Below are 18,689 nucleotides of genomic sequence, written 5' to 3' on the forward strand. Positions count from 1 at the left end.
AGGCGGTCCTGACGGTCGGTCGATCACAAGCCTTCAGTCTGCCGAACGAGTATTTGAGAGCTCTGAGTGTTCTGCGGTCTGCACGGCGAACACGCGCTCCCCCGCGAGGTACGTCGCGAGCACGACGGTGTCCGCGAGCTCGGCCGCGCTGACCTGGTGCGGGTCGCGGTCGATGACAATCAGATCAGCGTACTTGCCCACCTCGATACTGCCGAGGTCCTTTTCCGACTGCAGCTGCCACGCCGCGTTCACGGTGTGGGCGCGGAGCGCATTGTCGAGCGAGACCCCTGCTGCACCGTCTAGGTGCGTTCCGGCATTGCTCAAGCGCGTCATTGCGACCGACATGTTGCGAAACGGCTCGAGCGGCGTGACCGTTCCGTCGTTGTGAAAGGTCGCCCGCATGCCCGCAGCGAAGGCCGATTCGGCATCGGCCCAGCGTGCGCCAGGCTCGCCGAACAGGTCATCGACGAGCACGTCGCCCCAGTAGTGCACGTGCTCGACGAAGACGCTCGCCGTCACGCCGAGGGCCGCGGCGCGCTCGAACTGGGCCGGAGTCATCGCGCCCACGTGCTCGAGCCGGAAGCGGTGATCGGTCAGCCCCAGCTCGGAGATGACCGCCTCCCAGGCGTTCAGCACGCTGTCGATCGCGAGGTCCCCGTGCGCGTGGCAGGCCAGCTGCCACCCCTCGGCGGCGTAGGCGCGCGAGATCTCGGTGATCTGCTGCTGGTCGTAATTCGCCGTGCCGTGATGGCCGGGTTCGAGGCCCATCGACGCGGTCGTCTCGTTCGTGAGGTACGGGAACGTCGTCGCGACGTTGCCCACCCAGGGCGAGCCGTCGGCCCAGGTCTTGATGCCGACCTGGCGCACCATGTCGTCGCCGTTCTCGCGCGGCACCGACCCGCTGCCGCCGGGGTGCGACATCTCGTACCCTCGAATGCGCGCGGTCAGTTCGTGCTGTTGCCTGGCTGCGGCGATCAGCGGCGCCTGCTCGGGGTTCCACGACAGGTCACCCATCGTGGTGACGCCCACCTCGCTTGCGCGACGCAACTCTGCGGCGACGAGTTCGCCAAAATCGGCATATGCGGCGCTCAGCAGCGGGCCGGCAACGGCAAACACCGCACCGATCTCGAGGGCGACGCCGGCGAGCTCGCCGTCGGCCTCCCGGACGAACGAGGCCCCGGCGGGGTCGGGGGTCTCGCGCGTCACGCCCGCCAGCCGCGCGGCGGCCGTGTTGAAGAAGGCGCTGTGCCCCGAGTTGTGCAGGATCACGATGGGGACGTCCCCCGCGAGCTCGTCGAGGCTCATGCGGCTCGGGTCGACGAGGCCGCGCTGCAAGAGTGGGTCCCACCCGCTGGCGACGACCCCTGTCTGCCGAGTGGCAATGCCCTGACGGATGCGGCGCATGACCTCGTCCGCGGTCGGCACGATGACGGGACGAATGTCGATGACGTGCTCGCTGAGCACGACAGCACTCGAGGTGGGGTGCCCGTGGGGTTCGATGAGGCCGGGCATGAGGACGTGGTCTCCGAGCTCGACGACCTCTGCGCCTGCCGGCAGCCCGGCGCGCAGATCGGCCGCTTCGCCAACGGCCGCGATCCTGCCGCCCTCGACCAACACCGCGCTCGCGCGCGGGTTCGCCTCGTCGAGCGTCAGGACGTTTCCGATGAACAGTGTTGCCGACATGCCATTCCCCCGTCGTGGCGCTCCGGTGCACCACTTCCTCGGCAATCCTGGCACAGGGTGATCTGCGCTGGGCGGCTACACCGGGACAGTTGACCGTTCCTGCGAAACGGCCGCGTCGTCGTACTCGGTGTGGGCGACGGCAACGTTCGACATGTGCTCCATCGCCCACTGCTCAAGGGCGCGCAGCGGGGCGCGCAGCGTCTGACCAGCCTCGGTAAGTTCGTACTCCACTCGTGGCGGAACCTCCGGGTAGAGCGTCCGCTTCACCAGGCCGTCCCGCTCGAGCGCGCGCAGCGTCTGCGTCAACATCTTTTGCGAGACACCGTCGACGCGCCGAGCGATCTGCCCGAACCGCATGGGCCCGTCGGCCAGCGTGCCGACGATCAGCACCGTCCAGCGGTCGCCGATGCGGTCAAGCAGTCGGCGCGACGGGCAGTTTCGGTCATACGGGTTCGCGGCTAGCTCAGTCATCATGTCCTCTCGCGCACCAAACCGGTACTTACTTACCAAAAGGTGCCTACTTCCCATGCGCGCCTTACTCTCCTATGGTAACTATTGAGGGCTCGAAACACGAGCCCCTGAGAGAGGAAGTTCCCCGTGACTCGAATTACCGTCCTCGGCGGCACCGGCTACGCCGGCTCCAACATCGTCCGCGAGGCGGCCTCGCGTGGCCACCAGGTGACCGCCATCTCCCGCAACGTGCCCGAACAGCAGGTCCCCGGCGTGACCTACGTCGCGGCCGACGTGCTCGACTCCGAGACCCTCAACCAGGCCGTCGCTGGCGCCGATGTCGTCGCAGAGGCGCTGTCTCCGCGCGGTGCACTCGAGGGCAAGCTACAAGGCATCGTGCGCGACCTCGCCGCCTTGGCACAGGGTGCCGGCGCGCGCCTCGGCGTCATCGGGGGCGCAGGATCCCTGCTCGTTGCACCGGGAGGCCCCGCGCTCGCAGACACTCCTGATTTCCCGGACGCTTTCAAGGGAGAGGCGGGCGAGATGGCGGCCGCGCTCGAGGACCTGCGCGCCTCCGACGAAGCGCTCGACTGGTTCTTCGTGAGCCCGGCGGCCTCGTTTGGCGCCTGGGCGCCGGGCGAGCACACGGGGACGTTCCGCCTCGGGGGCGACGTCCTGCTCGCGGACGAGGCGGGAAACTCAGAAATCTCGGGCGCCGACCTCGCGCACGCGTTCGTCGACGAGATCGAGCGCCCGGCACACCGTCGCGCGCGCTTCACCGTCGCCTATTAGCAGGTTCTCGTCCGGCGGCGGCGAGCCCTAGTCACCCAACGGCCGCTTCCGCAGCTGCTTCGTCGCGGACCGCTGGGTCTTGGCGGCGAGGTGGCGGCGGGTCGAGCCGCGCGTCGGCTTAGTCGGACGCCGCTTGGCAGGATCCGGCGCGAGCGCGGCGCGCACGAGCTCAGCGAGCTTCTCGAGCGCGATTTCTCGGTTGCGCAGCTGCGAGCGCTGCTCGGAAGCGGCCACGGTGATCGTCCCCGCGACGAGGCGCCGCCCCAATCGCTCGGTCAATCGTTCCCGCTGCGCATCTGTCAGTGCCGCCGAACCCTCGACGTTCCAAATGAGCTCGACCCTGCTGTCGGACGTGTTGACGTGCTGGCCGCCCGGGCCCGACGAGCGCGAGAAACGCCAGCCGAGCTCAGACTCTGGAATCGTCAGCGCGGGCGTCACCTCCAGGTCCATGCGTCCAGGGTCCCATGAAACGGGATCAGGATGTGCGCAGCCCGCGCCAGGTCACGGCTCGCCGTCTTGCGCGCTGAGGCCCGCAACCGAAATGATGAGCGGACCGAGACTTGCAATTCGAGCGGCAACGAACACCAAAGGGGCACATCATGGGGGCAGAACACGCGCACGAAAACCCTTCGGGCTGGAAGCGATTCTGGAACCGTGGCGGGTGGTGGAAAGCCCTGCTCGCCGCGGCCGTCTACCTCGCGTTCTACGTGTCCCTCTCGTTCCCAATCAGCGCCTGGTTTGGCCAATACGTCGATGCCGACAACGTACTGGCGACCCCGGCGAGCATCTTCTTTGGCCTCGCGCTCCCGATCCTGATTGGCGCGATCGTTCTTCTCTGCTTCATTGGGTCGCTCGGCTGGTTCCGCGAGATTTTTGGCCGCCAGCCGGTAGCCGGGCGTTGGTGGATGTGGATCGCCGTCGCCCTTCTCGTCATCCCGATCGGGCTCCGCGTCGCTGCCACGAGCTGGTCCGAGTACTCGGTCGGGGTCATCCTGACGATGCTGGCAACTGGACTCTGCATCGGTCTCGCGGAAGAGCTCATCACCCGCGGCATCGCCGTGAACCTGTTGCGCCGAGCGGGTCACGGCGAACGGACGGTCATGGTGCTGTCTTCCCTCATCTTCGCCCTGCTGCACACCGTCAATGCGTTTACCCAACCACTCCTCAACGTCGCGCTGACCGTGGCCTACACCTTCGGGTTTGGCGTAATGCTGTACCTCGTGCTGCGGGTGACGGGGAACATCATCTGGCCGATTTTGTTGCACGCCGCGACCGACCCCACGACGTTCCTCGCCACCGGAGGCGTTGACGCCGCAGGCAAAACTTCCGGATCCGAGTCACTGATCGCTCTTGCTGGAGTCTTCAACTTCATCTACATCGCGGCCGCGATTGTCGCGATCTTCCTCGTGAAGGGAAAGGCCTCGCTGCCTTCGGGGCAGTTCGGCCTTCCGGTCAACGCAGCTGGTCGGGAGCGCTAAGCAATCCCAATCGCGAGCAGGATCACGCCGAGCGCCGGGATGACTCCCTGCGTCAGTGCGGCGCGCGCCTTGCGCGGGCTCGACAGGAGAAGTACGAGGGCGGCTGCCGCCATCGAGCCGGCCCCGACAAACACCAGCGTCGCGCCGACTGCGGCGTGGCCGAGCGCGAACAGCACGATCCCTAGGGCAACGGCGATCGCGAGAAACAAGTTGTAGAAGCCCTGGTTGAAGGCAAGTTCTTTCGTCGCGCGAGCCTCATCTTCGGTCGTGCCGAAGGTCGCGCGCACGCGCGTGCTCGTCCAGGCGATCGACTCCATGTAGAAAATGTAGACGTGCAGCAACGCGGCGAGGCCAGCGAGTACGAGTCCTGCGATCACCATGATGGGCCTCCTGTGAACTGTGGCGCCCAGGTAATCCGGCGTCTTGACGCGAGCCTAGACCATGGCTTTTGGCGCGTCGGCCAAGTCGACGACGTCCGCGGAGAAGGCCCGCACGAGGTCGTCGGCTGACACCTTGGCTCCGATGCCCGGAGCTCCCGCACCCAACAGGATGTCCTGACCCGCCAGGCTCACATCGAGGATCACCGGCCATGCCGTGCTGGCGCCGAGCGGGGTGATCGTACCGCGCCGGTAGCCGGTGGCGGCGAATGCCGCGTCGGCATCGGGAAGCGAAAGTCGATTCACCCCGAGGTGGGCGCGAAGCCTTGCCCAATTGAACTGGGCGTCGAGCGGGGTCAACACGAAAACGAAGGTGTCGCCGCGCTGCACCACAATGGTCTTCACGATCGGGGCACCGCCAAAGTCCGCACTGGTCGGGCGGCCTGAGCCCTCCCGCTTGAGGAATTCAACCTCGAGTCCGCGTGCCGCGGCGTCCGTCGCCGCGCGCGCGACCTCTGCGGGGGTGGTCTCCGTCATCATGACTCGCTTTCTTCAGCGTCTCGTTCGCCGCGTTCTCGCAGTACAACATTGTCGGCGTCCCGGATATTTCCGATGCGTCACCGGCATGCAATACTCGGAAATCCAGGGAGCCTGGGGGCGCCGAGGCAAGAACGGCGTTGGTTCAGAGAGGAAACAATGCGCGAATTGCCGAAGTTCTGGCCCGCCGGGATTCGTGTGGTGTGTGCGGCACTGGTGGGTGTTCTGCTGATGACGCTCAGTGCCTGCGCGACCGGGGACGGGGTGAAGAAGTCGTTCTCGCAGCAGTTCGCGGGCGACCCCGCGGTCCTGCGCGTCGATCTCTCGAGTGCCGACAACATGCCATTCACCGGCGGCGTCGGCGGCACCGTCACCCTCAGGGACGGGCTCAGCGACGCAGCCATTCGCGACTTCGCTGAGCGAGTCGGCGAGTTTGCCGCGCAACACGCGGGCGACGGAGCAGGCTCCCGCGTGCGCATCGACCTCGTCATGAACGACTGGGCATTCCCGGTGCTGGCCTCACCCCAGGCAAATGACGCTCTCCTGACGCTCCTCTCTGAGCTGCGCGCTGATCAGCGCGTGAGCGCCGCAACGCTCAGCTCGAAGCAATATCAATCCGATGTCACTCATGTCACCCTGGTTGCCGCGACCCCGGCGGAAATACCCGCGCTGATCACCGACGCGCCCGCCGCCTTCGCCGCCGCGGGCATGCGCCCACCAATGACGCTCAAATCCCCCGCCGAAGAGCCCGCCCCTATCGAGCTGTCCGGCCGCATGGGGCCCTGGGCGGAGGCGGCATTTCACGCCTACGACGCGCTCCGCGCAGAGATCCCGCTCACGTCGTTCCGCGCCGAAAAAGATGCCGTCACCGTCACGCTCGTCGACGAACACGACCTCGATATCGCGCGGGCGCTCACCCAGGCAACCCTCGACTCAACCTCGGCAGAGGTGTTCTTCCAGAGTGACCTCGTCACGCTGTTCCCCGGCGCCCGTGGCGACCAAGCGCGATCCCTGCTGGCGCAGGTGGATGCCGCCGCACTCGCAGACGTCGTGTCGGTATGGACGAACGACCAGAGCGCGACCCTCACCCTGAATTCGACCGCGAACCTCGCAGAGCTGGCGCGAGCGATCTCCGATCTCCAGAGCTCGATCGCGCTCGATCAGGTCACCCTCGCAGTAGGCCAGGGGGACGAGCAGACCTTCCGCCTGCAGGCGACCCCGGGAGAGCTCGAGGCCTCGACCCGAACTGCGCTGGCTCTCGCGAAACGGGACCACGTCACGAGGGTACGGTTGGAACCCGGGAACTCGTTCGACGTCGGGCTCGACTCCCCCACCGACATCGCCAGCTACGCCGCGCCACTCAGATCGCTCTCCGCCTTCGACGAGCGACTGTGCTTCGACTGGACGACGAGCACGTTCTGCGTCGAGACCGCCCCCACTATCGACCCCGATTCGATTCGCGGCAACGGCGCACAGGCCGGTCGGTCCTTCGTCGAGGCGTGGAACGCTGCAGGGTAGGCGTCAGTTCGCGCTCCTTCGCGCCCGCGCCCGTAGCTGCAGCGCGGCCCCAAACCCGAGCAGCAGGAAGCCGCCCGCCGAGAACAGCGCGACGCGTGATGCGTCCGCAAGCCCGTCGGAAAGGGCCTGCGCGACCGCCGGCCCCGACTCTCCCAGCTTGCCCGTCGTCCCTTCGCCGCGAATCTGCGCAATCGTGCCTCCCGCACTGAGCTCGGTCGCCTGCACAATCTGAGACGCACCTTCCGACGGCAGACCAGCGACCGCGTCCATGCGTGCGGGCAGCGCCGTCGCGAGGCCTGCAGCGAGCACCGCCCCAATCAGCGCAGTGCCGAGCGCCGATCCGATTTGACGCACGGTGCTCTGCGTCGCCGAGCCCTGGCCCGACTCCTCCGGCGGAATATCCGCGAGCACCGTGCCCGTGAGCTGGGCGGAAGCGAGCCCCAGACCCACCCCATAGACGACGAGCACGAGGGCCAAAATCCAGGGCGAGACGCCCGCACCGAGTAGCAGCGCAGTCAGGGCAACGCCCACCACCTCAATGCCGAGGCCGAGCAACACGACGTTGGGCGCACCCATCCGCTCGGACAGGTGCCGGGCCGAGGCGCCCGACAGAAATGCGCCGACGCCCATCGCCGCGAGCACGAGTCCCGCTCCGAGTGTGGTGAGCCCCATCGCGTTCACAATGAAGAGCGGGAGCACGAAGAGCAGGCCAAACTCGCCGATCGCGACGCAGAGCGCGGTGAGGTTGCCCCAGGTGAAGGTCGGGACGGTGAACAGCTGAAGGTCAAGAATCGCCGATCGGCCATTCTTCGCGCGATGGCGCTCCCAGAGGATGAACAGCACGATCCCGATGATCCCGATGATGCCGGCGATCGGCACCGGCGAAAGCGGAGCCGTCTGCGGCCACACCCAACCGAAAATCTTGAAGTCCGCAATCGGGGCCCACCAGCCGAGCGAGCGCCCCTCGATCATCGCGAAGACCAGTCCGCCAAAGCCGATAACGCTCAGCAAGAGCCCGTCGACGTCGAGACCGCGCGCGGTGATGACGGCCCGGGTCTCGTCGACCGTGAGAAACGCGCCGACGAGCAGGATCGCGCCGATCGGCAGGTTCACGATGAAGATCCACTGCCAGCTGAACGCGGTGGTCAGCCAGCCGCCGAGCAATGGACCGAAGGCCGCCATGCCCGAGATCACCGCGCCCCAGACACCGAACGCGACGGCGCGGTCACGTCCGCGGAAGGTGGCGTTGACCGTCGAGAGCGTCGTGGGCAAAATCAGCGCGCCGCCCACGCCTTGCACGACCCGGGCCAAGATCAGGGATCCTGCCGTGCCCGAAAGCGCCGCCAGCAAGCTGCCCGCCATGAAGACCAGGATCCCGACCACGAGCATGCGGCGACGCCCGAGCCGGTCGCCCAGGCGCCCAGCCGTGAGCAGCAGTGCCGCAAAGACCACCGAGTAGATGCCGTTCACCCACTGGGCGTCGCTGAGATCAAGCTGCAACTCGTCGATCAGCACCGGCAGGGCGACGCCCACGATGGTGCCGTCGAGCACGATCATCGACAGCGCCCCGGCGAGCACGCCGAGACCGATCCAGCGACGGCGACCCGAGTGCGTTTCGGCTTCAGCGCCTGACGAGACGCCCACATTGTCGGTCATGCCAACCCCCAACGCCCCGGAGGGAATGCCGAGGCTTTCCGCGCCCAGTCTAGGAGTATCGAAAGTCTGGCCGGTATCAACCAAAGGGTTGACTCCTGACGACAATCGACACCGAAGCCCCGCCCCGACACGACCTTCCCAGTAACGTAAGCACCCCGACGTGAATATTTGGAGGCTGCAATGAGCGGTGTGATCTGGACCAGCGTGCTCATGGTCGTCCTCACGATTGTGTTCTTGGTAGTGCTCTCGAGCTTCGCCTCCCGCGTGCTCGGGGTGCGCATCGGCCTCGGCAGGCTGCTCCTCGCTGGCGCACTGGGCCTCGGGCTCGAGGTAGGCTTCGAGTCCCGATTCGTCTGGGGCCAAGAGGACAGCACCCTGGCTCTCCTGCCGCTCCAGATCGGCATCATTTTCCTCGTCTCGATCGCCACGCTGGTGATTGCCGAGCTCCTGGTGCCCACGGGTTCCATCCCTCGCCCCGACCAGTGGCTGCCGTCGTTCAAGGCGCGCGTTGCGCGCACACGGCGGTACACCGAGATCTCCCGAATCGCCTTCCGCAGCGGCCTGATCCCGTTTCGACTCAACACCGAGCGCACGAGCGCGGGCATCGCCGAGCGCACGAAGCAGGCGCGTGCGCTGCGGAGCGCACTCGAGAGCGCCGGCGGCGCGTTCGTGAAGCTCGGGCAGCTCCTCTCAACCCGCACCGACCTGCTGCCTCCCGAGTTTCTCGCCGAGCTGTCGCAGCTGCAGCAGCGGGTACCGCCTGCCGAGTGGACCGAGGTCAAAGCGCTGCTTGAGGAGGAGCTCGGCGGCCCGGTCGACAGGTTCTTCGCCGAGTTCAACGAGACGCCCCTCGCCGCGGCGTCAATCGGCCAGGTCCACCGCGCGACGCTACTCACCGGCGAGCTCGTCGCGGTCAAGGTGCAGCGGCCCCGGATCACGCCGCTCGTCGAGCGCGACCTCGACATCACGCTGCGCCTCGCCGCCCAGCTCGAGCGCACGACCAGCTGGGGGCGCGACCTCGGCATTCAGGCGCTCGTCGAGAACTTCGCCGAGAGCCTGCGTGAAGAACTCGACTACCGCGTTGAGGCGAGCAACATCTCGGCCATGGCGATCACGCAGGCGAAGCACCCCGAGGGCGAACGCGTCGGGATTCCCCGCCACTACCCCGCGCTGTGCACCGGCAAGGTCTTTGTGATGGAGCTGGTCGTGGGCGAGACCCTGAGCGACCCTCGCGCGTTCACCAAGCACCCGGAGGCGGAGCGCATCGAGCAGGCGAACCGACTGCTCCGCTCCACGCTCACGCAGATCATCGAGGACGGCGTCTTTCACTCCGACCTGCACCCGGGCAACATCATTCTCCGCGGCGACGGCGAGATCGTCCTGCTCGACTTTGGTTCGATCGGACGCCTCGACTCCGAGCTTCGCGCGCAGATCGGCGAGGTCCTGCTTGCGTTCTACCGCGGCGACTCGGGCGCCTTCGCTGACGCGTTGCTCGGCTTCGTCGAACTGCCCGACGAGATTGACGAGACGGCACTCAGGCGTCAACTCGGCGTGTTCGTCGCGACGAAGCTCGGCCCGGGCTCGGCCATCGACGTGACGGTGTTCCAAGAGATGATGCGGCTGTTGACTACGAACCGGATCGCGGTGCCCGCCGAGCTCGCGACCGCGTTCCGCGCGATCGCCACCCTCGAGGGAACGCTTCGCCATCTGAGCCCCGATTTCGACATGCTCAGTGAGGCCAGCGGCTATGCAGCGGACCGGGTCACACGAGGGTTCTCCCCCAAGGCAGTGTTCACTTCGTTCAGCGACGAGCTCGCCTCGATCCTGCCGATCGCGCGCCGCCTGCCCAAGCGCCTCGACCAGCTCGCCGGGACGATTGCTGACGGCCGCCTCAAGATCAACATGCGCTTGTTCGCCGATCGGCGAGATCGTGACCTGGTCCGCAGCCTCGTCAACCTGATCGCGGCGAGCTTCTTGGCGGCGGCGTTCGGCATCATGGCGGCGATGATGCTCGTGAGCACCAGCGGGCCGGAGGTCACGGAGGGCATGACCCTCTTCCAGATCTTCGGCTATCTCCTCGTCGTGCTCTCGGGAATTCTCACCCTGCGCGTACTCTTTGACCTGTTCAGGATCCGCCCGCGGGAGTAAAGTCCGAGCATGGCCCAGAATCAGAACACCCACGGACACGGCGGATTTAGCGCCGCTGAGGTCGCTGCGATGAAGGCTCACGCCGCCGAACTGCGTGCCGAGAGTAAGGCAGGCGCGAAGCGCGCCGACGGGCTCGAGGCGCTGCTCGACAGCATCGCGAAGATGACGCCAGAGGATCGCGTGCTCGCCGAGTGCGTGCACTTGGCGGTCACCCGGAACGCCCCTGACCTCTTGCCCAAGACCTGGTACGGCATGCCCGCGTACGCGAACGCGGATGGAAAGGTCGTGCTCGCGTTCAAGAACTCGGGCAAGTTCAATTCCCGGTACTCCACGATCGAGTTCCAGGAGGCCGCCCGCCTCGACGACGGCGATATCTGGGCAGTCTCGTTCGCGCTCGAGGAATGGACACCGGCTGTCGAGGAGAAGGTCACCGAGCTCGTGCGGAAGTCGGTCTCCTAGCGAAACCCCTCGAGACGCGCCTGCATCTCCCAGTAGCTGGTCGCCGGGCGGGGCAGCGAACCGTCTCGAAGCTCTCCCACCGACGCGACCGCCGCGTCGACTGCAGCGCGATACGGCAGGGATCCTGAACTCACTCGGCACACCCCCAGTGCGCCCAGCTGGGCGAGCGTGATCGCGGGTTGCGCGAGGACGTTGAGCGGCAGCCCAACCCCGTCGGCGATCAGCCGAATGTCCGCTGCGTCCAAGACGCCGGGCACGAAGATCCCGTCGGCTCCGGCCTCCTCATATTTGTGGGCGCGCCGCAGCACCGCGTCCACCGTGGCGTCTTCCCCGAACCACAGGTTGTCCACGCGGGCGTTGACGAATATGCCCGGGCTTCGCCGCTTGACGGCGAGAATCTTCGCCGTCAAGATCGCCGGGTCGACCAGATGCCCGTGCGCGCTGTCCTCGAGATTGATTCCGGCGACGCCCCAGTCGGCGAGCTCCTGCACCAACTGCGCCACCTCTTCGGGGTCATCGGAGTGCCCATCCTCGAGGTCCAAGGTGACGTGGACGGGCAGCCGACACAGCTGCTCCGCGAGCGCGATCGTGGCCGCCCGGCTCGCCCCGGCCCCGTCGGGCCTGCCGCCGCTTGCCGCGACACCGAAGCTCGTCGTGCCGATCGCTGGATAGCCCGCGGCGGCGAAAGCGAGGGCCGAACCGACATCCCAGGCGTTGGGTAGCAGCAACGGCTTGCCGTAGCGGTGAAGCTCCCGAAAAGTTGCCACGATCATTCCCATCGGCGTCGAGCGAACAGGTGAATCGATTCCAGGATAAGTTCCCGACTCGTGATCTCGCCGTGAAAGCCCGCGAAGGCCCGACGACGACGCACAGCCGCCTCTACGCATCGAGGGCTAGGGTCAAAATGACGTGAGTTCGAGCGCCACTTCCCGGGCCAAGACCACCAGTTGCACCCGAGATTTCTCCGGCGGCCGAACATCGTTTCACAACGTTCTTCCACCCAAAGAATTGAGGGAACACATGAAGATCCAAGCAGCTGTCGCCACCGCGCCCCAGACCGATCTCGACATTCGCGAGCTCGCGCTCGATGCGCCCCGCGCCGACGAGGTGACGGTGCGCATGGTCGCCTCGGGCGTCTGCCACACCGACGCCATCGTGCGTGACCAGTGGTATCCGGTGCCACTTCCCGCAGTACTCGGCCACGAGGGCTCGGGCATCGTGGAGGCCGTGGGCGCCGACGTTATCGACCTCAAGGTGGGCGACAAGGTCGTGCTTGCACCCGCCTCGTGCGGCGTGTGTGAGAACTGCATCAGCGGGCATCCGCAGTACTGCACCGATTTCTTCGCGCTCAACTTCGGCGGCAGCCGGGCCGACGGCAGCAAGATGTTCGATGACAACGGCACCCCGATCTCGTCGAACTTCTTTGGCCAATCCTCGTTCGCCTCGATGACGAACGTGCGCGCCCGCAACGCGGTGAAGGTGTCGGACGATGCCCCGCTCGAACTCCTCGGACCACTCGGATGCGGCATCATGACCGGTTCAGGATCGGTGCTCAACGTGTTGAAGCCCGGCCCCGGAGAATCGATCGCGGTGTTCGGTACCGGCGCAGTCGGCCTGGCCGGCATGCTCGCCGCGGTCGCCAGCGGGGCGACGACCATCATCATGGTCGACATCGTGCCCTCGCGTCTCGAGTTCGCGAAGGAGCTCGGTGCCACTCATGTTGTGAACTCCAAAGACGTGGACGCGGTCGAGGCGATCCGTGAGATCACTGGCGGAAGGGGTGTGCAGTACGCGCTCGACACCACCGGGGTTCCGGCCGTCTTCGCCCAGATGACCAAGTCGCTCGCGCTGCGGGGACACGGCGTGCTCGTCGGCGCCGCGAAGCTCGGCACCGAGGCCCCTTTCGATATCGGCACGTTGCTCACGAGCGGCATCACCATCTCGATGGTGGTCGAGGGCGATGCGGTGCCGCGTGAGTTCATTCCCAAGCTCATCTCGCTCTACCAGCGCGGGCTGTTTCCCTTCGACAAGCTCGTCAAGACGTACGCGTTCACCGACATCAATTCGGCGTTCGCCGACAGTGAGTCGGGCGCGACGATCAAGCCGGTCGTCCTGTACTAGCTCGGTTCGTGTGAAAGGTGCCAGGCCTCGGCCTGGCACCTTTTTCTTTGTGTCCTCCAGCTTGGTGACCTATTTGCAATGGATACCCCCCCTGGGTATACGCTATACCCCGTCCGGGTATCCCCGGACCATGCCCCAGAGGAGTTCACATGTCACCCGCAAAGCCCATTTCAGCGACGAAGCGATGGCTCGGCCTGCTGTTGATAGCCACGGCGCAGTTCGTGGTCATCATGGACACGTCGATCATCGGCGTCGCGCTTCCCGACATTCAGCGAGACCTCGGCTTTACGCCGGAATCGCTGTCCTGGGTGTTCAACGCGTACGTGGTCGCCTTCGGTGGGCTCCTGCTGCTCGGCGGCCGCCTCGCCGATGCCTTCGGCGCGCGCAAGATATTTGTGCTGGGCTGGGTCATCCTGATCGCCGGCTCGCTGCTCGCGGGCGCCGCGAATAGCGTCGGGCTCGAAATCGCCGGGCGCGCGATCCAGGGGGCCGGCTCCGCGCTGATCGCGCCAGCCGCACTCACCCTGCTCATGCTGCTCTTTGGTGGTACCTCAGACCTGCCCAAGGCGTTCGCGATCTACGGCGCCGCTGCCCCCATCGGCGGCACCGCCGGCGTCTTCCTGGGCGGCGTGCTCACCGAGTTCGCCAGCTGGCCCTGGGTGTTCTACATCACCGTCCCGATCGCGCTCGTCGTGCTCGCTTTGACCGCTTCGACGCTCCCCCGGACTGTGCGCAAGGCGTCCGGATCGATCGACATCGCGGGCGCCGTCACCGCTACCGCCGGCCTCGCAGCCGTCGTGTACGCGGTCGCGAGCGCGCCCGAGGTCGGCTGGCTCACCCTCCAAACGATCGGCACGCTCGTCGCCGGCATCGCTTTGCTCGCCGTCTTCTTCGTCATCCAGGCGCGCAGCCGCAACCCGCTGCTGCGCCTCGGCCTGCTGCGGGCCCCCATGCTCGGCGCGGCGAACGGCGCGCAGCTACTGCTGGGCGCAGCGTGGGTCTCGATGTGGTTTTTCCTGAACCTGTATCTGCAGGAGGTCCTCGGCGCGAGCGCCTTCGCGGCGGGAGCCGCCCTTCTGCCAATAACCGGCCTCGTCGTGATCGTGATGATCGCACTGGCCCCGAGACTGCAGGCGAGATTCGGTGCGAAGTCGATGATTGTAAGTGGCCTCCTCCTCCTGGCGGTCGGGCTCGTCTGGCTTTCCTTCGTGCACCCCGACGGCAACTACGCAGTCGACGTACTGCCCGCGGCCCTCGTGGCGGCGCTTGGAATGTCGCTCGCGTTCGTCCCCTCGCTCGGCACCGCGATCAACGCGGCGCCGCCCGCCGAGACCGGCGTCGCATCGGGGCTCGTGAGCACGAGCTACCAGATCGGCTCGGCGCTCGGGCTCGCCGTGCTCACCGCCGTCGTCTACGGGATCTCGGGCACCGAGCCGTCGACCGCCGAGCTGACCGACGGGTATAGCGCGGCCTTCCTCGGCGCGGGGCTGCTCGCCCTCGCCGGCGCCGTCATCACGGCGCTCGCGATGCGACAGCCGTCGGCCACCTCCCCCGCGACCGAGGAGCTCGTCTCGGCGTAGCCACCCGCAGGATCGTTGAAGTGGCGGGCCATTTGGCTCGCCGCTTCAGCGAGGGGCTCGAGCCCCTTACCGAGTCCGAACAATCCCCTCTTGCACTACCGTCGCAACGAGCGTCCCGTCCTGCCGAAACAGGTGACCTTCGCACACTACGTGGCTTCCCGCGCTACTGAGCATTCGCTGCTCGAACAGGAGCCAGTCGCCGGGAACAGCCTCGGCGTGGAACCAGATCTTCTGGTCAATGCTCGTGCTAAACAAGCCCGGCGCGCACCACCCGACGCCGCGCGCGCGCAGCGCAGATTCCAAGATTGTGTCATCCGCCAGGTACGCAATCAACGCCGGGCCGCCCCACGCTGCATCGCGCAGCGGAGCGAGCGCTGCGCTTTCGGGGGAAAGTCGAACCCAGAGCGCGTTGGTGCTGCCTGCTTTGCCCGCGGCGACACCGTAGCTCGGAGCCGTCACGTGGCGAACGTCGAGACCACGTCCGTTGATCCAATACTCATCGAGAGCGTCCTCCAGCCCGTACGACCCCCGTGCCGCGATCGCCTCGGCCGCCGTTGGGAGGGATTCTGGTCGTGGCACCTCACTCAACGAGCTCCTGGCGCCGTGATCCGAGCATTCCAACTTCGCGGGCCGACGGAATGAGACTGTGGCGCTGGCCATTTCTGTGCCGTCCTGCCACAGCGAGACGTCGCGCGTGGCGTAGGTGAGCCCGTCCCTGAGCGGCCGCACTCGATATTCCAGCGCGCCGTTCCGGTCAACCGGTCGCAGAAAGCTGAGGTTGAGCGAGTGAACCGATCGCGCTGGCTCGACGGTGCGAGCCGCCGCGGCGAGCGCGCCTACGCAGAGGTCTCCCCCGTACGCCGCGGGCCAGGGAGTGGGCATGGTGTTGCCCGAGAAGCGGATTTCGTCAGCGTGCGCACCCACGGGTGACGGTCGTACCTCGATGGCCCAAGGGGTGAGCACCGGAATCAGGTGTGGCACCGCGTTCAATCTCCTAGTCCAGCTCCTTCAGCTTCATACGCAACATCTTGCCGGTGCTCGTTTGCGGTATCTCGTCAATGAACCGAATCGAGCGAGGGTACTTGTAGGCTGCCATCCGCTCACGGGCCCAACTTATAATCTCGGCTTCCGTCAGCGTACCGACGGCCTCGTTCTCGAGCACAAGGAACGCACGCGCCGACTGGCCCCGCGCGCCGTCATCAAATCCGACCACCGCTGCTTGGCGAATGGCCGCATGCCGTACCAGCATCCGCTCAACCTCTTCGGGGAAGACCGAATAGCCGTTCGACTTGATCATCTCTTTCGAACGACCGTCGAAGAACAGATACCCGTCCTCGTCAACTCTGCCCATGTCGCCGGAGTAGTACCAGCCGTCTACCTTGACGGCGTCGGTCGCCTCCTGTCGGCCTCGATACCCCAAGAAGACGCTGGGACTCTTGATTGCCACTTCCCCGAGCTCTCCGGGCGGAACGTCAATCGAGCGGTCATTGGGATCGCAGATTCGCACCGATGTCTCGCAGGTGGGCTTGCCGACACTGCCGTACCGGATAGCCTGCGGAGGCATCAACGTGTCCCCGGTGTGGGTTTCGCTCATCCCGTAGGCAAACTCGAACAGCGGCACCCCTGATTGGGCAGCCCAGCTGTCCGAGAGCGCTTCGTCGATCTGCGTGCCGAAGCTCGTGCCGAGATTCATGCGGAATGCCGGGAAGCTCTCCCGCGCAAAGAGAGGGCTCGCCATCAATTGCGCGTGCATTGGCGGAGTTGAGTACATCACGCTGACACGGTGCGCCTGCATCGCGCGAAGCACCTCGTCAGCGTCGAAGCGGTTCAGCAGCACTATCGTCGCGCCCGCCATAATTGGCGAGTTCACTCCGACGAGCATTCCCGCGATGTGGAAGACCGGCATCACGCTCAGAAATACATCATCCGAACGGAACCCGTAGGTCGACAGCATGCAGGCGGTCTTAAATTCAGCGTTCCGGAAAGACAGCTGCGCTCCCTTGGGCTGTCCCGTGGTGCCCGACGTGTAAATAACGAGCGCAGGATCAGTCTCCATCTCGATCGGGGGTTCTTCCGGGGCACGAATGCCCGCTGCGATCAAGTCGAAGAAGCGCTCCGCACCGGCCGCCGGTGCGACTCCCAGCGGGCCAGGGAAGCTCGCTGAACCTCCGGCGGGCAGCGCCTCCTCGTTGCTGCTCGAGATCAGATGCTCCACCGGGGTCGAGCCTGCAGTTGCCTCGACGACGGAGGCGAGATCGTCCGTCGTAATCAGGACCTTCGCTCCGAGATCGGTCAGCTGGTACTCCAACTCCCACTTCTTGAACATTGGATTGCAGGGGCCAACCACTGCTCCGAGTTTCTGAGCCGCGAAGAATGACACGAGAAATTGCGGGCAGTTCTGCATGAAGACGGCAACGGTGTCACCCTTCTCGACTCCCCGCGCAGCGAGCTGGGCAGCAAGTGAATCAGAGCTTTCATCAAGCCAGCGATAGCTAAACTCTCGACCGTAAAAGACGATCGCCGTCTTGTCGGGACTCGTCGCCGCGTGCTCACGCAGATAAGCGTGCAGCGGAATGCCACGGGTCGGTGCCAGGGTCGCGTTTGTGTGCGTCATTGCTCTCTATCGTTCCGTCGTGTCTCGTCGCTGCCGGGCAGGGCGCCCGGCCCAGCAAGCGTTCTAGCTACCTGAAAAATTCGCTGGGCGCTTTTCGGCGAATGCCGCTGCCCCCTCAGCAAAGTCGCGCGTCAGAGCAGACGAGACGCTCGCCGAGGCTTGCATCCGGAGAGCGGTGGCGAGCTGAGACTCCTCGGTCGCAACAATCGCGCCCTTCATGAGTCCAATCGCGCGGGTCGCGGCGTTCGCCAGCTGCGTGGCGAGTTCAGTGACCGCCGCATCCAGCTCCGTTGCCGCGACAACCTGGGTGATCAGGCCCCAACTTTGGGCCTCGACCACACCCACCATTTCTCCGGAGTAGAGCAGTCGCGCGACAACCTGACGCGGCACCATTGCTGGCAGCACTGCTGTGCCAGCCGCAATCCCTCGCAGCACGAAGGGAAGTCCGATCTTCGCGTCCTCCTCGGCGATAATGAAATCCGAGGCAAGCGCGATCTCAAGTCCTGCCCCGAGCGCGTAACGCTGAACTCGACAAATCACCGGCTTCTCAAGATGACGAATGGCGCTGACGAGCGCTGGGTAACCGCGCAGATACTCTTCGAGCGTGTCGTCGAACTTCGGATGCGCATCCGTGCCCATGTCGATCAGGTCGTCCCCTGCGCAGAAGGCGCGGCCGGCACCCTCGATAACGAGAACCCGCACTTCGGGGTCGAGCCCTGCCTGCCGAATACCGGCTCCGATCGCAGCGATCATGCTGTTATTCAGGGCGTTGAGCGCGTCCTGGCGGTCGAGGGTGATCCGGGCGATCCGATCATTGACGGAGTAGTGGACGTTGTCGGTCATTCTGAGTCCTTCTCGGGAGGGAGGATGTGGGTGCCGAGCGCGGCGCGAACGGAGTCGCTGAGGGGCTCAGCCCTTTTCGATTCAGGGTCAACATTGACGTAGGTTGCGCGGCCGCGGCAGCACAGTTCCCCGCCCTGGCGCATTTCCTCGTACAGGGTGAGCGAGCTATTCCCCACCCGCTCGACCCAGGTGTGCACGACCACAGGATCCGGGTAGCGAAGCTCATGGATGAAGTCCACCGTGAGGTTTACGACGATCATTCGCCACTGGCTGAAGTCGTCCACTGGCCCGCAGAGGGGAAAGAAGTCTCGGCGCGCTGCCTCAAACCACACCGGGACAACGGTGTTATTGATGTGGCCAACGGCGTCGGTCTCGGAGACTCTGGGGTGGATCACGGTTTCAAACACGAAGTTCCTAGCTACTGAGGGGTGCC

Annotated in this window: 18 protein-coding genes; 7 read left to right on the plus strand and 11 right to left on the minus strand. The window is 66.0% G+C overall.

The window, feature by feature from the left end; all coding sequences use genetic code 11:
- Positions 1-33 precede the first annotated feature (33 nt).
- The gene (locus JW030_RS09725; RefSeq protein WP_188044337.1) at positions 34-1,683 is read right to left on the minus strand and encodes an amidohydrolase; all 1,650 of its coding nucleotides are present in this window, start codon (positions 1,681-1,683) and stop codon (positions 34-36) included.
- A gap of 75 nt (positions 1,684-1,758) precedes the next feature.
- On the minus strand, positions 1,759-2,154 hold the full coding sequence (locus JW030_RS09730; RefSeq protein WP_188044338.1) for a helix-turn-helix domain-containing protein: 396 nt from the start codon (positions 2,152-2,154) through the stop codon (positions 1,759-1,761).
- A 126-nt stretch (positions 2,155-2,280) separates the two neighbouring features.
- Between JW030_RS09730 and JW030_RS09735 the strand changes: the two genes are divergently transcribed.
- Positions 2,281-2,925: an NAD(P)-dependent oxidoreductase gene (locus tag JW030_RS09735; protein WP_188044339.1), complete on the plus strand. Its 645-nt coding sequence runs from the start codon at positions 2,281-2,283 to the stop codon at positions 2,923-2,925.
- Between the two features lie 27 nt (positions 2,926-2,952).
- Here the strand turns inward: JW030_RS09735 and arfB are convergent, their stop codons facing one another.
- Complete coding sequence (gene arfB, locus JW030_RS09740; protein WP_188044340.1) at positions 2,953-3,375, minus strand: alternative ribosome rescue aminoacyl-tRNA hydrolase ArfB; 423 nt, start codon at positions 3,373-3,375, stop codon at positions 2,953-2,955.
- 149 nt (positions 3,376-3,524) lie between these two features.
- On the opposite strand from arfB, the gene JW030_RS09745 reads away from it, so the two are divergent.
- A complete protein-coding gene (locus JW030_RS09745) occupies positions 3,525-4,403 on the plus strand; it encodes a CPBP family intramembrane glutamic endopeptidase (protein WP_188044341.1) in 879 nt (292 codons plus the stop codon).
- On the opposite strand, the gene JW030_RS09750 is transcribed toward JW030_RS09745, so the two are convergent.
- Positions 4,400-4,783 carry a DUF1304 domain-containing protein gene (locus tag JW030_RS09750; protein ID WP_188044342.1) on the minus strand — a complete coding sequence of 128 codons (384 nt, stop codon included), beginning with the start codon at positions 4,781-4,783 and terminating at the stop codon, positions 4,400-4,402. The genes JW030_RS09745 and JW030_RS09750 overlap by 4 nt on opposite strands.
- A gap of 54 nt (positions 4,784-4,837) precedes the next feature.
- On the minus strand, positions 4,838-5,320 hold the full coding sequence (locus tag JW030_RS09755) for an aminoacyl-tRNA deacylase (protein WP_188044343.1): 483 nt from the start codon (positions 5,318-5,320) through the stop codon (positions 4,838-4,840).
- Between the two features lie 156 nt (positions 5,321-5,476).
- Here JW030_RS09755 and JW030_RS09760 point away from each other — a divergent pair, with 156 nt between their 5' ends.
- Entirely contained in the window at positions 5,477-6,835 is a 1,359-nt protein-coding gene (locus JW030_RS09760; RefSeq protein ID WP_188044344.1) for a hypothetical protein, read from the plus strand.
- 3 nt (positions 6,836-6,838) lie between these two features.
- Here the strand turns inward: JW030_RS09760 and JW030_RS09765 are convergent, their stop codons facing one another.
- Entirely contained in the window at positions 6,839-8,491 is a 1,653-nt protein-coding gene (locus JW030_RS09765; protein WP_188044345.1) for a DHA2 family efflux MFS transporter permease subunit, read from the minus strand.
- A 180-nt stretch (positions 8,492-8,671) separates the two neighbouring features.
- Between JW030_RS09765 and JW030_RS09770 the strand changes: the two genes are divergently transcribed.
- Both JW030_RS09770 and JW030_RS09775 read left to right on the plus strand, forming a co-directional pair.
- Positions 8,672-10,639 carry an AarF/ABC1/UbiB kinase family protein gene (locus JW030_RS09770; protein WP_188044346.1) on the plus strand — a complete coding sequence of 656 codons (1,968 nt, stop codon included), beginning with the start codon at positions 8,672-8,674 and terminating at the stop codon, positions 10,637-10,639.
- A gap of 9 nt (positions 10,640-10,648) precedes the next feature.
- Positions 10,649-11,098 (plus strand): iron chaperone, encoded by a 450-nt coding sequence (locus JW030_RS09775; RefSeq protein ID WP_188044347.1) that lies wholly within the window; start codon positions 10,649-10,651, stop codon positions 11,096-11,098.
- On the opposite strand, the gene JW030_RS09780 is transcribed toward JW030_RS09775, so the two are convergent.
- Positions 11,095-11,865 carry an isocitrate lyase/phosphoenolpyruvate mutase family protein gene (locus JW030_RS09780; protein ID WP_241095406.1) on the minus strand — a complete coding sequence of 257 codons (771 nt, stop codon included), beginning with the start codon at positions 11,863-11,865 and terminating at the stop codon, positions 11,095-11,097. The genes JW030_RS09775 and JW030_RS09780 overlap by 4 nt on opposite strands.
- Positions 11,866-12,118: 253 nt before the next feature.
- Between JW030_RS09780 and JW030_RS09785 the strand changes: the two genes are divergently transcribed.
- Positions 12,119-13,219 carry an NAD(P)-dependent alcohol dehydrogenase gene (locus JW030_RS09785; RefSeq protein WP_188044348.1) on the plus strand — a complete coding sequence of 367 codons (1,101 nt, stop codon included), beginning with the start codon at positions 12,119-12,121 and terminating at the stop codon, positions 13,217-13,219.
- A gap of 149 nt (positions 13,220-13,368) precedes the next feature.
- Positions 13,369-14,799, plus strand: coding sequence for an MFS transporter (locus JW030_RS09790; RefSeq protein WP_188044349.1), 1,431 nt, complete (start codon positions 13,369-13,371; stop codon positions 14,797-14,799).
- A gap of 66 nt (positions 14,800-14,865) precedes the next feature.
- Here the strand turns inward: JW030_RS09790 and JW030_RS09795 are convergent, their stop codons facing one another.
- The 4 genes from JW030_RS09795 to JW030_RS09810 all read right to left on the minus strand — a co-directional run bounded on the left by JW030_RS09795 (position 14,866) and on the right by JW030_RS09810 (position 18,663).
- Positions 14,866-15,780 carry an acyl-CoA thioesterase II gene (locus tag JW030_RS09795; protein ID WP_188044350.1) on the minus strand — a complete coding sequence of 305 codons (915 nt, stop codon included), beginning with the start codon at positions 15,778-15,780 and terminating at the stop codon, positions 14,866-14,868.
- A 13-nt stretch (positions 15,781-15,793) separates the two neighbouring features.
- A complete protein-coding gene (locus tag JW030_RS09800) occupies positions 15,794-17,413 on the minus strand; it encodes a class I adenylate-forming enzyme family protein (protein ID WP_188044351.1) in 1,620 nt (539 codons plus the stop codon).
- 63 nt (positions 17,414-17,476) lie between these two features.
- A complete protein-coding gene (locus JW030_RS09805) occupies positions 17,477-18,256 on the minus strand; it encodes an enoyl-CoA hydratase/isomerase family protein (protein WP_188044352.1) in 780 nt (259 codons plus the stop codon).
- Positions 18,253-18,663 (minus strand): thioesterase family protein, encoded by a 411-nt coding sequence (locus JW030_RS09810; protein WP_188044353.1) that lies wholly within the window; start codon positions 18,661-18,663, stop codon positions 18,253-18,255. Before JW030_RS09810 ends, JW030_RS09805 begins: the two co-directional genes overlap by 4 nt.
- Positions 18,664-18,689 lie beyond the last annotated feature (26 nt).

The sequence above is a fragment of the Leucobacter sp. CX169 genome, assembly GCF_017161405.1.
GTDB lineage: Bacteria > Actinomycetota > Actinomycetes > Actinomycetales > Microbacteriaceae > Cx-87.